15 protein-coding genes are annotated in these 15,335 nt (G+C 73.2%); 13 read left to right on the forward strand and 2 right to left on the reverse strand.

Annotated features, from left to right (window positions below; all coding sequences use genetic code 11):
* Positions 1 to 144 precede the first annotated feature (144 nt).
* The 4 genes from ACIBK8_RS19515 to ACIBK8_RS19530 all read left to right on the forward strand — a co-directional run bounded on the left by ACIBK8_RS19515 (position 145) and on the right by ACIBK8_RS19530 (position 4,488).
* Positions 145 to 1,683 (forward strand): hypothetical protein, encoded by a 1,539-nt coding sequence (locus ACIBK8_RS19515; protein WP_399043091.1) that lies wholly within the window; start codon positions 145 to 147, stop codon positions 1,681 to 1,683.
* Positions 1,680 to 2,849 (forward strand): type VII secretion-associated serine protease mycosin, encoded by a 1,170-nt coding sequence (mycP, locus tag ACIBK8_RS19520; protein WP_399043092.1) that lies wholly within the window; start codon positions 1,680 to 1,682, stop codon positions 2,847 to 2,849. Before ACIBK8_RS19515 ends, mycP begins: the two co-directional genes overlap by 4 nt.
* Before the next feature lie 53 nt (positions 2,850 to 2,902).
* Positions 2,903 to 3,637: an SseB family protein gene (locus ACIBK8_RS19525; RefSeq protein ID WP_393686145.1), complete on the forward strand. Its 735-nt coding sequence runs from the start codon at positions 2,903 to 2,905 to the stop codon at positions 3,635 to 3,637.
* Between the two features lie 113 nt (positions 3,638 to 3,750).
* Entirely contained in the window at positions 3,751 to 4,488 is a 738-nt protein-coding gene (locus ACIBK8_RS19530) for an MIP family channel protein (RefSeq protein WP_399043093.1), read from the forward strand.
* Positions 4,489 to 4,560: 72 nt separating this feature from the next.
* Here the strand turns inward: ACIBK8_RS19530 and ACIBK8_RS19535 are convergent, their stop codons facing one another.
* On the reverse strand, positions 4,561 to 4,944 hold the full coding sequence (locus ACIBK8_RS19535; protein ID WP_393686142.1) for a DUF1844 domain-containing protein: 384 nt from the start codon (positions 4,942 to 4,944) through the stop codon (positions 4,561 to 4,563).
* A gap of 306 nt (positions 4,945 to 5,250) precedes the next feature.
* On the opposite strand from ACIBK8_RS19535, the gene infC reads away from it, so the two are divergent.
* The 9 genes from infC (at position 5,251) to ACIBK8_RS19580 (ending at position 14,996) form a co-directional block, all read left to right on the forward strand.
* A complete protein-coding gene (infC, locus tag ACIBK8_RS19540; protein ID WP_393686140.1) occupies positions 5,251 to 5,952 on the forward strand; it encodes a translation initiation factor IF-3 in 702 nt (233 codons plus the stop codon).
* A gap of 121 nt (positions 5,953 to 6,073) precedes the next feature.
* Positions 6,074 to 6,268, forward strand: coding sequence for a 50S ribosomal protein L35 (gene rpmI, locus ACIBK8_RS19545; protein ID WP_215182940.1), 195 nt, complete (start codon positions 6,074 to 6,076; stop codon positions 6,266 to 6,268).
* Positions 6,269 to 6,371: 103 nt separating this feature from the next.
* Positions 6,372 to 6,755: a 50S ribosomal protein L20 gene (gene rplT / locus ACIBK8_RS19550; protein ID WP_030278319.1), complete on the forward strand. Its 384-nt coding sequence runs from the start codon at positions 6,372 to 6,374 to the stop codon at positions 6,753 to 6,755.
* Positions 6,756 to 6,885: 130 nt separating this feature from the next.
* On the forward strand, positions 6,886 to 7,740 hold the full coding sequence (locus tag ACIBK8_RS19555; RefSeq protein ID WP_399043094.1) for a TrmH family RNA methyltransferase: 855 nt from the start codon (positions 6,886 to 6,888) through the stop codon (positions 7,738 to 7,740).
* Between the two features lie 82 nt (positions 7,741 to 7,822).
* A complete protein-coding gene (locus ACIBK8_RS19560; protein ID WP_399043095.1) occupies positions 7,823 to 8,971 on the forward strand; it encodes an ATP-binding protein in 1,149 nt (382 codons plus the stop codon).
* Positions 8,972 to 9,162: 191 nt separating this feature from the next.
* On the forward strand, positions 9,163 to 10,287 hold the full coding sequence (gene pheS / locus ACIBK8_RS19565; protein ID WP_399043096.1) for a phenylalanine--tRNA ligase subunit alpha: 1,125 nt from the start codon (positions 9,163 to 9,165) through the stop codon (positions 10,285 to 10,287).
* Positions 10,287 to 12,812 (forward strand): phenylalanine--tRNA ligase subunit beta, encoded by a 2,526-nt coding sequence (gene pheT, locus ACIBK8_RS19570; protein ID WP_399043097.1) that lies wholly within the window; start codon positions 10,287 to 10,289, stop codon positions 12,810 to 12,812. The genes pheS and pheT overlap by 1 nt, the downstream gene beginning before the upstream one ends.
* Before the next feature lie 249 nt (positions 12,813 to 13,061).
* Positions 13,062 to 14,402, forward strand: coding sequence for a transcriptional regulator (locus ACIBK8_RS19575; protein ID WP_399043098.1), 1,341 nt, complete (start codon positions 13,062 to 13,064; stop codon positions 14,400 to 14,402).
* A 63-nt stretch (positions 14,403 to 14,465) separates the two neighbouring features.
* A complete protein-coding gene (locus tag ACIBK8_RS19580; protein ID WP_393686130.1) occupies positions 14,466 to 14,996 on the forward strand; it encodes an NUDIX hydrolase in 531 nt (176 codons plus the stop codon).
* Positions 14,997 to 15,051: 55 nt separating this feature from the next.
* On the opposite strand, the gene ACIBK8_RS19585 is transcribed toward ACIBK8_RS19580, so the two are convergent.
* Positions 15,052 to 15,309: a hypothetical protein gene (locus ACIBK8_RS19585; RefSeq protein ID WP_393686128.1), complete on the reverse strand. Its 258-nt coding sequence runs from the start codon at positions 15,307 to 15,309 to the stop codon at positions 15,052 to 15,054.
* Positions 15,310 to 15,335: the final 26 nt, after the last annotated feature.

Genomic DNA, 15,335 nt, shown 5'->3' on the forward strand with positions numbered 1-15,335 from the left:
CCACCGCAGGCCCCGCCCGCCCCGCCGCGGGCACCGGAACGGACCGCGACCCCCGTCGCGCGTGCCGGGGAACGCCCCGAGGGACGCCCCAGGACTCCCGCGCAGCCGCAGCCGTCGGGCCAACAGGCCCCGCCCGCACCGCTCGTGGACACCGACACCGACGACGACCCGCGGACCGCGGTCCTGCGCAGGGTGCCGGCCGACGCCCCCGTCCCGTCGCTCGACCGGACCTCGGCCTCGGCGTCCGCCCCGGCAGCGGAACCGGCCCCTGCGCCTGCCCCGTCCGACGAGGAGCCGCAGCCCGGCGAGGACTCCAGGACCGCGGTCCTGCGCACGGTGCCGTCCGACACCCCCGTGCCCTCGCTCGACCGGACCTCGGCCTCGGCGTCCGCCCCGGCAGCGGAACCGGCCTCTGCGCCCGCCCCGTCCGACGAGAAGCCGCAGCCCGGCGACGCGTCACGCACCGCCGTCCTGCGCACGGCGCCGCCCGCGCCCGCCCCGGAACGGGCTCCCGCACCCGCCGCCGGCCGGGCCACCGCCCCGCAGCCCGCAGCCGCGCCCGCCGGTACCCCGCCGCGCCCCGGGACGCCGCCCGCCGTGCCGCCACGCCCGGAGCGCGCGCCCGCCGTGCCCCCGGCCGCGCCGCCCGCCCGCAGGCCCGCGCCCTTCCGCGACACCGCCGCCTTCCACCTCGCCCGCAGCCAGGACCTGTGGACGGCCCGCACCGAGTCCGCCCGGAGCACCGGGAACGCCGACGGCGCCGCCCCGTCACGCACCCGCGCCGCGACGCCGCCCGCCGGCGCACCCCCCGCACCCACCACCCCCCGCACCACAGGACTCCCAGGCCCCAGGGCCCCGCTCCCGCCCGCCCACCTTCCCCCCGCCCCGCCCCGCACCTCCCTGCTCGTCCCGGCCCGCGGCCCCGCCCCGCGCGTGCTCGCCGCCGTGATCTGCCTGGTACTCGGCGTCGGCCTCATCGGCGGCGCGGTGGCCGGGAGTTGGCTCACCGACGACACCGACACCCGCCCCACGGCCGAGGTCACCTTCGCCAAGGGCCGCGACGCCTGGCGCAACACCCCCGTCGACGCGCTCTTCCCGCGCACCGTCGACGGATTCGGCATCGGCCCCGGAGGCGCCGACCGCCGCTGGACCCGGATCGCCCTCGCCCCCGACAGCGGCTGCGCCGACGCCTACGACCCGCCGCTGGCCAAGGCGCTCGCCACGGCAGGCTGCACCCGCCTGCTGCGCGCCACCTACATCGACGCCACCCGCACCGACCTCATCACCGTCGGCGCCCAGATCGCCAAGGCCGACCAGGACACCCTCAAGGCCCTGCACACCCGCTTCACCACCCAGGGCCTGGACCGGCGCGCGGGCCTGCTGCCCCGCACGTACCCGGCCGACGGCACCCCCGCCGCGGACTTCGGACCCGAACGGCGCGCCAGCTGGAGCATCCGCGTGCTCACCGACATACCGGTCATCGTCTTCGCCGTCTCCGGATTCGCCGACGGACGCACGGTCGACACCCCGCAGCCCGCCACCGCGGCCACCACGGCAGGCGCCACCACCGCCCCCGCCGAATCCGGTCTCGGCCACGACGCCAAGGACCTCGCCGACCGCATCGAGGCCACCTTCCGCAAGGCATCGGGCAGCATCACCCGGACCACGGAGGCGTCGTCATGACCGGAGCCCTGCTGCGCGGCGCCGCCGTCGCGCTCGGCTCGGCCGCGCTGGCCGTGCTGCCCGCCGTACCGGCCCGCGCCGACGGCATCCGCGCCCAGGAATGGGCACTGGAGGCGATCCACGCCCAGGAGGCATGGCAGACCACCAAGGGCGACGGCATCACCGTCGCCGTCCTGGACACCGGCGTCGACGCGAGCCACCCCGACCTCAAGGGCCAGGTGCTGCCCGACCGCGACCTCGTCGGCTTCGGCGCGGCGCAGGGCGACCCGGCCTGGGCCACCCACGGCACCGGAATGGCCGGCATCATCGCAGGTCACGGCCATGGACCCGGACGCGTCGACGGCGTGCTCGGCGTCGCGCCGCAGGCCCGCATCCTGCCGGTGCGGGTGATCCTCGAAGACGACGACCCGCAGCGCAAACGCGCCCGCGCCGAACGCTCAGGGGCACTCGCCGACGGCATCCGCTACGCCGCCGACCACGGCGCCGACGTCATCAACCTCTCCCTCGGCGACGACAGCGCCTCCGCGCACCCCGAACCCCGCGAGGACGCCGCCATCCAGTACGCCCTGGGCAAGGGCGTACCGGTCGTCGCCTCCGCGGGCAACGGCGGCAAGGAGGGCAACCGCGCCTCCTACCCCGCCGCCTACCCCGGCGTCATCGCCGTGACCGCGGTCAACCGCTACGGCATCAGGTCCAGGTTCTCGACGAAGCACTGGTACGCCGCCGTCTCAGGACCCGGCGAACAGGTCGTCACCGTCAACCCCGACCGCACCTACTACGAGGGCTGGGGCACCAGCGCCGCGGCTGCCTTCGTCTCCGGAAGCGTCGCGCTCATCCGCTCCGTCCACCCCGACCTCAGCCCGGCACAGATCAGGCAACTGCTGATCGACACCGCGCAGGACCGCCCGGACGGGGGCCGCGACGACGAACGGGGCGCGGGTCTGGTCGACCCCGCAGCCGCCATCGAGGCGGGCGACGACATCGAGCCCACCGCCCAGAAACCGGCACCCGCCGCGCACGCCGAGCGCTACTTCGGCAACGGACCGGTCGCCGAGCCCGCGAAGACCGGCTCGGCCGGCTGGCTCCCCTGGAGCGCCGCCGCCGCGGGAGCGGGCCTGCTGGCCGCCGCCTTCGTGCTCTGGCGCGACCGCCACGGCCACCGCTGACCTGCGTACACCCGCCCCCGGCGGCGCCCGGCCCGGCCGCTAGGCTCACCCCCGTGGCGCAGAAGAACATTCCGGACCCCGGTTTCTCCGACGACGACGGCTCCGCCGACCCGGCCCTGGAGGCCGCGCTGGCCGCCTATGACGACGACCGGAGCACCGAACCCCGGCTCCTGGAGGCGCTGTCGGGCGCCCGCGTCCTGGTCCCGGTCGTCGCGGTGCTCGGCGAGAGCGAGACCGGACCCGACGGCCTGCGCCGGGAGAAGACCAGCGACATGGCCGTCCCCACCCTCCAGGCACCCGACGGCCGTCGCGCGCTGCCCGCCTTCACGTCGATGGACACCCTCAAGCGCTGGCGGCCCGACGCCAGGCCGGTGGCGGTGCCGCTCCAGCAGGCGCTGCTCGCCGCCTCGCACGAAAAGGCCGACACCGTCGTCGTCGACCTGGCGGGACCGGTGACCTACCAGCTCACCGGCGCCGCCCTGCGCGCACTCGCCGAGGGCAGGCAGAGCGCCGACCCGCGCACCGACCCCGCCGTCACCGACGCGCTGCGCACCCTGCTCGCCGCCGAGCCCGCCGTCCTCGTCGCCCACCTCGCACCGTCGGCCGAGACCGACGCGACCCTCGCGCTCGGCCTGGCACCCGACGCCCCGACCGCCGAGGTCGCGCAGCGCCTGGCGCAGGCGCTGGCCACCGACGACGCCCTGCGCGCCCGGCTCGTACGCGGCCTCGACCTGGCCCTGCTGCCGCCCGGCGCCGGTCCGGCGGAGGAGCCGTTCTACCGCCGCTGACCCGCCTCCGGGTTCTTCCTCCCGCCGCCGGACTCCTCCTCGCCAACGGGCGCGTCGCGCTCCCCGGGCCCACAATGCGAGAAGAGCGCAAGATCCACGCGAGGAGAGCCCACATGGAGACCACGGAGACCCGCACGGTCATATCCGAATTCCTCGGCACGCTGCTCCTGGTGTTCTTCGGCGTCGGCGCGGTGGTGCTGGCGGGCGAGTACATCGGCACCTTCGGCATCGCGCTGAGCTTCGGTTTCGTCATGCTGGCACTTGCCTACGCCCTCGGGCCGATCTCCGGGTGCCACATCAACCCGGCGGTGACGCTCGGCATGCTGCTGGCCCGCAGGATCGATGTCCGTACGGCCGTCGAGTACTGGATCTCCCAGGTACTGGGCGGCATCGTGGGCGCCGCCCTGCTCTTCCTGGTGGCCAAGCAGATCCCGGGCCTGCAGACCCACGAGTCCTTCGGCAGCAACGGCTGGGGGGACCGCTCGGCCGTCCACCTCAACACCGGCGGCGCCTTCGTCACCGAGCTGGTGCTGACCTTCCTCTTCGTCTTCGTCGTGCTGGCGGTGACGCACAAGGTGGCGGTGATCGGCTTCGACGGCCTGCCGATCGGCCTGGCGCTGGCCACCGTCCACCTCGTCGGCATCCCGCTGACCGGTACGTCCGTCAACCCCGCGCGCAGCATCGGCCCCGCGCTCTTCGCCGGCGGCGCCGCGATCACCCAGCTGTGGATGTTCATCGTGGCCCCGCTGCTCGGCGGCGCCCTGGCGGCCGTGGTGCACCAGTTCACCCACCCGCCCCAGGAGCCGCGGCTGATCGCCGACGAGGTCGCGGCGAAGGAACACACGCCCTGACGGCGGCACCCCGGAACGCAGCGGGCCCCGGCCGGTTCACCCCGGCCGGGGCCCGCTGCGTCTTTCGCCCGATCAGCCGTAGACGGGACCGGTGAACTTCTCGCCGGGGCCCTGGCCCGGCTCGTCCGGGACGACCGACGCCTCGCGGAAGGCCAGCTGGAGCGACTTCAGCCCGTCCCGCAGCGGCGCCGCGTGGTACGAGCCGATCTCCGTGGCGCTGGCCGTCACCAGGCCGGCCAGCGCGTGGATGAGCTTGCGCGCCTCGTCCAGGTCCTTGTGCGTCTCGCCCTCCTCGGCGAGGCCGAGGTTGACCGCGGCCGAGCTCATCAGGTGGACCGCCACCGTCGTGATCACCTCGACCGCCGGCACGTCCGCGATGTCACGGGTCATCGCGTCGAAGTCCGGGTTCGCCGGGTCGGGGGTGCCGGGCTGCTGCTGCGGAGTCTGGTCGCTCATGTCGTGGGACTTCTCTTCCTGCTGAGGGGATCGCGTCCACCCTATGACCCGCGCGGCACGGCCCTTTCCCCGGCCGGGAAGGGGAGCGGACGCACGGGTGGGTCCGCACCCCTTGACTCGTGTATTCTGGTGTTCCGACCGGCCGGACACTCATGTGACCGGCCCACAAGTGGAGGCTCCGATCTCCCACCCGACCGACCTCACGGTTGGCGGGTCACGGTCCGGCTGCGCCCCGCGGAGACCTTCGCGGCGGTGCTCCTGATCCATTCACGGAGCCCCGCCTGTGTCCCGTCCGGGGCGTTTTTCATGTACCGGCGCGGTAGGTCACACCGAAAAAGACGTTACGCGGCAGTCCGCCAGGCCGTCGCGTGGTGCTACCGAGGAGGATCCATCAGCGCCGAGCCCCGCATCAACGACCGGATTCGCGTCCCTGAGGTGCGACTCGTCGGTCCCAGCGGCGAGCAGGTCGGCATTGTGCCGCTTGCGAAGGCCCTGGAGCTTGCGCAGGAGTACGACCTCGACCTCGTCGAGGTGGCCGCGAACGCACGTCCGCCGGTCTGCAAGCTCATGGACTACGGAAAGTTCAAGTACGAGTCGGCCATGAAGGCCCGTGAGGCGCGCAAGAACCAGGCGCACACGGTCATCAAGGAGATGAAGCTCCGGCCGAAGATCGACCCGCACGACTACGACACCAAAAAGGGTCACGTCGTTCGGTTCCTCAAGCAGGGTGACAAGGTCAAGATCACGATCATGTTCCGTGGTCGCGAGCAGTCCCGCCCCGAGCTGGGCTTCCGGCTGCTGCAGCGGCTCGCGTCCGACGTGGAGGACCTCGGCTTCATCGAGTCGAATCCGAAGCAGGACGGCCGAAACATGATCATGGTCCTCGGTCCGCACAAGAAGAAGACCGAGGCGATGGCCGAGGCCCGCGAGGCGCAGGCCGCCCGCAAGGCGGAGCGCCAGGGTGGGGTTCCCTCCGAGGAGTCCCACGAGGAGCCCGCCGAGGCGTGATTCCTGGGCGTGAGCCCCGGACCTGCGCCGGGGCGCCCGCCCCGGACACCAACCGAAACATTCTGACGCTCCCGGGCCGGCCCGGCCGGTGGGGGCGCCACTGACGAGGAGAGAACGGCGCATGCCGAAGAACAAGACCCACAGCGGTTCCAAGAAGCGCTTCAAGATCACCGGCTCCGGCAAGGTGCTCCGCGAGCGCGCCGGCAAGCGCCACCTGCTCGAGCACAAGTCGTCCCGTCTGACGCGTCGCCTCACCGGCAACGCCGAGATGGCCCCGGGCGACGCCGCGAAGATCAAGAAGCTTCTCGGCAAGTGAGTCGTCGCGCCCCTCACCGCAGGTGGCGCGCGATCAGGACCGGGACTAAATCGAACCGGGCCGTGTGACGAACAACCACGGCCCCGCTACAAGGAGTTAACAAGTGGCACGCGTCAAGCGGGCGGTCAACGCCCACAAGAAGCGCCGGGCGATCCTCGAGCAGGCCAGCGGCTACCGCGGTCAGCGCTCGCGCCTGTACCGCAAGGCCAAGGAGCAGGTCACCCACTCCTTCGTCTACAACTACAACGACCGCAAGAAGCGCAAGGGCGACTTCCGTCAGCTGTGGATCCAGCGCATCAACGCCGCTGCCCGCGCCAACGGCATGACCTACAACCGCTTCATCCAGGGTCTGAAGGCCGCCAGCATCGAGGTGGACCGCAAGATCCTCGCGGACCTCGCCGTCAACGACGAGAACGCGTTCGCCGCGCTCGTCGAGGTCGCCCAGAAGGCGCTCCCGAGCGACGTCAACGCTCCGAAGGCCGCCTGAACACCGGTCTGACGCACGTGGTGAAGCGGACCCGCAGGCCCCGGCCTGCGGGTCCGCCGCCGTTTACCGGACCGGCGGCGCCACACCCGCCGCCCGCCCCGCACCGTACGAAAGAAGCGAGTCGCCGCCCATGGGCACCCCCGAGCTGATCTCCCCGCGTTCCCCGCGCGTCGCCGCCGCCCGGCGGCTGGCCCGCCGCGCCTTCCGCGGCAAGGAACGCCGGTTCATCGCCGAGGGCCCGCAGGCCGTACGGGAGGCCATTGCCCACCGCGTCGGCGGCGAGCCCACCCTCGTCGAGCTGTTCGCCACCGTCGAGGCCGCCGAGCGGCACGCCGAGATCATCGCCGCCGCGCACGCCGCGGGGGTCCGCGTCCACCACGCCGACGACCGGACCGTCGCCGACATCTCCCAGACGGTCACCCCGCAGGGCCTGCTCGGCGTCTGCCGGTTCCTGGACACGCCGTTCGACGACATCCTCGCCGCCGGGCCGCAGCTGATCGCGGTGCTCGCCAACGTCCGCGACCCCGGGAACGCCGGCACCGTCCTGCGCTGCGCCGACGCGGCGGGCGCCGACGCGGTGGTGCTGACCGACGCGTCCGTCGACCTCTACAACCCCAAGTCCGTGCGCGCGTCGGTCGGTTCGCTCTTCCATCTGCCGGTGGCCGTCGGCGTGCCGGTGGAGCGGGTGATGGAGGGGCTGCGCGGCGCCGGTGCGCGGCTGCTGGCCGCCGACGGCGCGGGCGAGCGTGACCTCGACGCCGAACTCGACGCCGGCGCGATGAGCGGCCCCACCGCCTGGATCTTCGGCAACGAGGCGTGGGGCCTGCCGGAGGAGACCCGGGCCCTGGCGGACGCCGTGGTGCGGGTGCCCATCCACGGCAAGGCCGAGAGCCTCAACCTCGCGACGGCCGCCGCGGTCTGCCTCTACGCCTCGGCCCGCGCCCAGCGCACGGCCGGCGGCTGCCGCGGCGCGTCACCCGCCTGAGGGGTGTCCGCCGGATCGCCCCGGCCCCTACGGCCGTTGCTAGTAGGGTGACGTGCCCGGGGCCCGGAGGGGGAAACAGGGGATGAGCGTGAGGACTTCCGGTGCTGCCGCCGCTGCGGACATCCGCCCGCAGGACCACGATTCCGCGTCGGCCGCGGCCCGTCCCGACCGCACCGCGGCGGACCTCGGCCTCGGCCCCGACGACCTGCCCGACGGACTCGTCGTCGCCGACGAGGACGGCCGCGTCATCTGCTTCAACTCCGCCGCCGCCAGGATCACCGGCACCGACCCGCAAGACGCGCTCGGCAGGCCCCTCGACCAGGCGCTGCCGCTCCAGGACGTCGAGGGCCGCCGCTGGTGGCAGCTCACCGACCCCTACGGCGGCCTCGCCATCCGCCGCGGCCAGCCGGAGCGCAATCTGCTGCTGGGCGGCCGTGAGGTGCTGGTCTCGGCGCGCTACGTCCGCAGCGTCCCGACGGGCCCCGTCCGGCGGCTGATCGTCGCGCTGCGCGGCACCGAGGCCAGGCGCCGTACGGAGCTGAGCCACGCCGAGCTGATCGCCACCGTCGCGCACGAACTGCGCTCGCCGCTGACCTCCGTCAAGGGGTTCACCGCCACCCTCCTCCAGAAGTGGGAGCGCTTCACCGACGACCAGAAGCGGCTGATGCTGGAGACCGTCGACGCCGACGCCAACCGCGTCACCCGGCTGATCGCCGAGCTGCTGGACATCTCGCGCATCGACTCCGGGCGTCTTGAGGTGCGGCGGCAGCGGGTCGACATGGTCGCGGCGGTGCGCCGGCACGTCCAGGCGCAGACCACGGCGGGCCAGGCCCCGGAGCGCTTCATGATCCGGCTCCGCGAACCGCTGCCCGATCTGTGGGCGGACCCGGACAAGGTGGACCAGGTGCTGGGCAACCTCCTGGAAAACGCGGTGCGGCACGGCGCGGGGACCGTCACCATCGAGGTCACAGCGGCAGGGCGGGCGAGCCACACGGAAGGAACCGCGGTCACCGTGAGCGATGAGGGAACCGGCATCCCCGAGGAGTCGATGAGCCGCGTCTTCACCCGCTTCTGGCGGGGCAGCAAACGCGGCGGCACCGGCCTCGGCCTGTACATCGTCAAGGGCATCGTCGAGGCGCACGGCGGGACGATCACCGTCGGCCGGGCCCCTGCGGGCGGTGCCGAATTCCGCTTTGTCCTGCCCGTCGCCACCCCGGCCTTCATGGCGTAGGGGATCGCGGCGGGCGCCCCCGGGCCGGGGCTCGGAACAGCCCTGTCGGCCCCTCCCCTTAGACTTGCCCTTTGGCACCTTTGGCGCACAGGTATCGCGGGCACAGCGCGGGCTCGGATCCGAGGTTTGTGATCGAAGAGCCGAGGCGAAGCGAGCCAAGCCAAGCCAGACCACCGGAAGCACGGGAAGAGATGTCCGCACCCAATAAGTCGTACGACCCTGTCGAGGTCGAAGCCCTGAAACCGGAAGAGATCGCCCGGCGGACGGACGAGGCGCTCGACGCCATCGCCGCCGCGGCCGATCTGGAGGCGTTGCGCGAGGTGAAGGCCGCGCACGCGGGCGACCGTTCGCCGCTCGCGCTGGCCAACCGCGAGATCGGCGCACTGCCCCCGCACGCCAAGGCGGACGCCGGCAAGCGCGTAGGCCAGGCCCGTGGCCGGGTGAACCAGGCGCTCAAGGTCCGCCAGGAGGAGCTGGAAGCGGAGCGCGACGCACGCGTGCTCGTCGAGGAGGCGGTGGACGTCACGCTGCCCTACGACCGGCAGCCATCCGGCGCCCGGCACCCGCTGACCACCTTCATGGAGCGGGTCGCCGACGTCTTCGTGGCGATGGGCTACGAGGTGGCCGAAGGCCCCGAGGTCGAGGCCGAGTGGTTCAACTTCGACGCGCTCAACTTCGTGCCCGACCACCCCGCGCGCCAGATGCAGGACACCTTCTTCGTCCAGGGTGAGGGCACCAAGGGCGACGAGTCCGGTGTCGTGCTGCGCACCCACACCTCGCCGGTCCAGGCCCGTACGCTCGTCGACCGCGAGCCGCCGGTGTACGTCGTCTGCCCGGGGCGGGTCTACCGCACCGACGAGCTGGACGCCACGCACTCGCCGGTCTTCCACCAGATCGAGCTGCTCGCCGTCGACGAGGGCCTGACCATGGCGGACCTCAAGGGCACCCTCGACCACATGGTCCAGGCGCTCTTCGGGCCCGGCATGACGACCCGGCTGCGGCCGAACTACTTCCCGTTCACCGAGCCGTCCGCCGAGATGGACATGGTCTGCTACGTCTGCCGTGGCGCGTCCGTGGGCAACCCCGACCGGCCCTGCCGCACCTGCTCCAGCGAAGGCTGGATCGAGCTGGGCGGCTGCGGAATGGTCAACCCCAAGGTGCTGATCGCCTGCGGCGTGGACCCCGAGAAGTACAGCGGGTTCGCGTTCGGGTTCGGTATCGACCGGATGCTGATGTTCCGGCACAACGTGGAAGACATGCGCGACATGTTCGAGGGCGACGTCCGGTTCACCCGGCCGTTCGGGATGGAGATCTGATGCGTGTCCCGCTTTCCTGGCTGCGGGAGTACGTCGACCTGCCGACGACCGAGTCCGGCCGTGACGTACAGGCCAAGCTCATCGCGGTCGGCCTGGAGGTCGAGACCGTCGAGCGGCTCGGCGAAGGACTGAAGGGCCCGCTCGTCGTCGGTCAGGTGCTGACCATCGAGGAGCTGGAGGGCTTCAAGAAGCCGATCCGCTTCTGCACCGTCGCCGTCGGCGACGCCAACGGCACCGGCGAGCCGCAGGAGATCGTCTGCGGCGCCCGCAACTTCGCGGTCGGCGACAAGGTCGTCGTGGTGCTCCCCGGCGCCGTGCTGCCCGGCGACTTCAAGATCGCCGCGCGGAAGACGTACGGCAAGAAGTCGCACGGCATGATCTGCTCGGGCGACGAGCTGGGCATGGGCGACGACGGCACCGGCGGCATCATCGTGCTGCCCCCGGAGACCGAGGTCGGCACCGACGCCATCGAGCTGCTCCAGCTCGTCGACGAGGTGCTGGACATCGCCGTCACCCCGGACCGCGGCTACTGCCTGTCGATGCGCGGCGTCGCCCGCGAGACCGCCACCGCCTACGGCCTGCCGCTGCGCGACCCGGCGCTGCTCGACGTGCCGCCGCCGAACTCCTTCGGCTACACCGTCCAGGTCGCCGACCCGCTGGGCTGCAGCCGCTTCACCGCCCGTACGGTCACCGGTCTGAACCCCGAGGCACGCTCCCCGATCTGGCTGCAGCGCCGCCTGCAGAAGGCCGGGATGCGTCCGGTCTCGCTCGCCGTCGACATCACCAACTACGTGATGCTCGAACTGGGCCAGCCGCTGCACGCCTACGACCGCTCCACCGTCGACGGGCCGATCGGCGTCCGCCGTGCCACCGGCGGCGAGCAGCTGACGACCCTCGACGGCACCAAGCGGGTGCTGGACACCGAGGACCTCGTCATCACCGACAACCGCGGCCCCATCGGCCTCGCGGGTGTCATGGGCGGCGCCAACACCGAGATCGCGGGCGGCACCACCGACCCGGAGACCGGTGAGGTGCACGGCACCACCGACGTCGTGATCGAGGCCGCGCACTTCGACGCGCTCTCCATCGCCCGTACGGCCCGCCGTCACAAGCTGTCGTCGGAGGCGTCCCGGCGCTTCGAGCGTGGTGTGGACCCGGCCGCGGCGTCGGCCGCCGCGCAGCGGACCGTCGACCTCCTGGTGCTGCTCGCCGGCGGCACCGCCGAGCCCGGCGTCACCGAGATCGTCTCGCCCAGCGGGCCGCGCACGATCACCATCTCCGCCGACCACCCGGACAAGGTCGCCGGCGTCGGCTACGGCCGGGAGACCGTCGTCCGCCGCCTCCAGCAGGTCGGCTGCGACGTCTACGGGCAGGACGAGCTGGTCGTCACGGTGCCGTCCTGGCGGCCCGACCTGAGCGAGCCGAACGACCTGGCCGAAGAGGTCATCCGGCTGGAGGGCTACGAAAACCTGCCCTCCACGCTCCCGCTGCCGCCCGCGGGCCGCGGCCTGACCGAGCGTCAGCGGCTGCACCGCAGGGTCGGCAGGGCGCTGGCAGGTGCGGGCTACGTCGAGGCCCTGAACTACCCGTTCACCGGCTCCGCCGTGCTCGACCAGCTCGGCATCGCGCCGGACGACCCGCGGCGCAACACCGTCACCCTCGTCAACCCGCTCTCCGACGAGGAGCCCGATCTGCGCACGACGCTGATCCCGGGCCTGCTCGGCGCGCTGCGGCGGAACGACGGCCGGGGCACGCACGACCTCGCTCTCTTCGAGACCGGCCAGGTCTTCAGGCCGACCGGTGACGAGAAGCCGGCCGTCCGGCTGCCCGTCGACCGCCGGCCGACCGACGAGGAGATCGCCGGGCTGAACGCCTCGCTCCCGCAGCAGCCGCGGCGCGTCGCCGTGGTGCTCGCCGGGGCCCGCGAGCAGGCCGGCTGGTGGGGCAAGGGCCGCCCGTCGACCTGGGCGGACGCCGTCGAGGCCGGGCGCACGGTCGCCCGCGAGGCCGGCGTCGAGCTGACCGTCCGCCAGGACCAGCAGGCGCCCTGGCACCCGGGCCGCTGCGCCGCGCTGCTCGCGCAGATCGACGGCGAGGAGGTGCTGGTCGGCAACGCCGGTGAGCTGCACCCGCGGGTCATCAAGACGCTGGGGCTGCCGGAGCGCACCTGCGCGATGGAGATCGACCTGGACCGCGTCGAGCGGGCGGCCGAAGGCCCGCTGCGCGCACCGCGGATCTCCACCTTCCCGGTCGCCACCCAGGACGTCGCGCTCATCGTGGACGACACGGTGCCCGCCGCCGACGTGGAGGCGGCGCTGCGCGCGGGCGCGGGTGAACTCCTGGAGTCGCTGCGGCTGTTCGACGTGTTCAGCGGCGAGCAGGTCGGCGCGGGCAAGAAGTCGCTCGCCTACGCGCTGCGCTTCCGTGCGGCCGACCGCACGCTGACCGCGGACGAGGCGTCGGCGGCCCGTGACGCGGCGGTCGCCGCGGCGGCGGAGCACACCGGAGCGGCCCTGCGCGGCTGACGGCAGGCCCGTGGCCGGCGACGGCACGGAGTGAGGGCGCGCACCGGCGGAACGGCCGGTGCGCGCCCTCACCCCTTTCCCCCGGGACGGCCCAACCGGCCCGCCCCGCACGGCAGTTGCCCGGCTCCCTTCACACCCCGTGTGAAGCGCGGTTCACTACCCTGACGGCACGGAGTCAGTACGCCGACTGGAGGCATCCAGTCATGAGTCGCCGGCCCGTGGGCGGGCCCGGCTCACCGGGAGGCCGGCATGGAGCCCAACACCCTGCTCGACGCGATCCTCGACGAGGCGGGCATCTCGCACGCCGGGCTCGCGGCCCGCATCAACCATCTGGGGCGCAGCCGCGGCCTCGCGCTGCGCTACGAGCACACCGCGGTGGCCCGCTGGCTGAAGGGCCAGCGCCCGCGCGGCCAGGTCCCCGACCTGATCTGTGAGGTGCTCGGCGACCGGCTGCACCGCGCGGTGGGCCTGGACGACATCGGCCTCAGCCGCCCCGGTGCGGGCCGCACCTCTCCCGACACCCCGCTCTCCGGCTTCGTCGAACGGGCCACCGCGCTGTGGCGCTCCGACGAACAGCAGCGTGCGCACGTCGTGGACGCCCCCGCGCTGACCGGTACGTCCGCGGTCATCCCCGTCTGGGAGTGGGAGAACCCGCCGGAGGACTCCGACGTCTCCCGGGACGGCGTGGCGCGGGTCGGTATGGCCGACATCGAGATGCTGCGGGCCGCCAGGACCCACTACGAGCACCTGTACCGCAAGGCGGGCGGCGTCGCGACCAGGGCCCGCATCGTCGGCTTCCTCAACACCGAGGCCGCGCCGCTGCTGCGCGGCAGCTACAGCGACGCGACGGGACGCCAACTGCACCGCGCCACCGGCGGGTTGGTGGCCGTCGCGGGCATCTGCGCCTACGACTCGGACGCGCTCGGCCTGGCCCAGCGCTATTTCCACCAGGCCCTGCGCCTGGCGAAGGCCAGCGGTGACCGCGGCCTCGGCGCCTACATCATCGCGCTGCTCGTCAACCAGTCCCTCTTCGTACGGGAGTACCGGCAGGCGGTGGCCTTCGCGGAGGCCGCGCTGCGGGCCGCGGGGCCGCAGATCACCCCGGCGCTGAGCGCCGACCTCTACGCCATGCAGGCCAAGTCCTACGCCAGGCTCGGCGACGGCGCGGGCGCGCTGGCCTGCATCCGGCGCGCGGAGACGGCGGCCGAGCGGATCAGGCCGGGGCTCGAACCGGTGGAGACCGGCTACGTCCAGCCGGGTCTGGTGAACGTACAGGTCGCGGAGGCGTTATTGAGCCTCGGTGATCTGCGGGCCGCACGGGAGCAGGCGGACGCCGCCGTGGACACCCCCGCGCACGACCGCGGCCGGGTCCACCGGCTGGCCATGCTCACCCACATCGAGCTGCGCCAGGGCGACGCGGAGCGGGCGGCGGCCAACGCCGCGCAGATGACCGAGCGGGCCAGGGGAGTGGAGTCACAACGGTTGCGGGACCGGCTGCGGGCGGTGCGCGAACATCTGGCGGAGACCGGTAGCTCCGCGACGGACGCGGCGGCCGATCTCATCGACGAGGTGCTGCGCGTACCGCTGTAGGGCGACCCTGCCCTGACCCGGGCCCGTGTCACCTTGCCGGACAACCGCGGAAGGTGGCAGACAGTGCGTTGGAACAATCTCGCGGAAGAGACCGTGTACGAGAACCGTTGGTTCCGGGTCAATCTCGCCGATGTGCGGCTCCCCGACGGCCGGCACCTGGATCACTACCTGATCCGGATGCGGCCGGTGGCGGTGGCCACGGTGGTCAACGAGGCCAATGAGGTGCTGCTGCTGTGGCGGCACCGCTTCATCACCGACACCTGGGGCTGGGAACTGGCCGCCGGTGTCGTCGAGGACGGCGAGGACATCGCGTCGGCCGCGGCCCGGGAGATGGAGGAGGAGACCGGGTGGCGGCCGGGACCGCTGACCCATCTGCTGTCGGTCGAGCCGTCCAACGGCCTCACCGACGCCCGGCACCACATCTACTGGTCGGACGAGGGGACCTACACCGGGCCGCCCGAGGACGGCTTCGAGTCCGACCGGCGGGAGTGGGTGCCGCTGAAACTGGTGCCCGACATGGTGGCGAGGGGAGAGGTGCCGGCCGCCAACATGGCGGCTGCCCTGCTGATGCTGCACCATCTCCGGCTCGGCTGAGCTCCGGCCCGCCGCGGGCCCGGCAGGCTGTCGCCTGCCGGTGCCTGCCGAGCGGTCACCTGACCAGGACCTGCCAGACGGCCACCGCGAGCGCCGCGATGCCGGTGAGCGCGGCGAGCGAGGGCAGTGGCCAGCGTCCGCTCTCCAACTGCGTGACGCGGGCCTGGAGTTCGCCCGCGTCACGCTCGTACTGCGCGGAACGCTGGGCGAGCAGCGCCAGTTCGCCGTCGACGCGGGCGGTGCGCACGTCTAGGCAGCGCCTCAGCTCCGCCACATCGGTGGCTACCAGCTCGGGCTTGGGGTGGGCGGTCACTTTCCGCTCCTCTTTCCGTCTCCGGA

The sequence above is a fragment of the Streptomyces sp. NPDC050161 genome (assembly GCF_044460025.1).
Classification (GTDB): domain Bacteria; phylum Actinomycetota; class Actinomycetes; order Streptomycetales; family Streptomycetaceae; genus Streptomyces.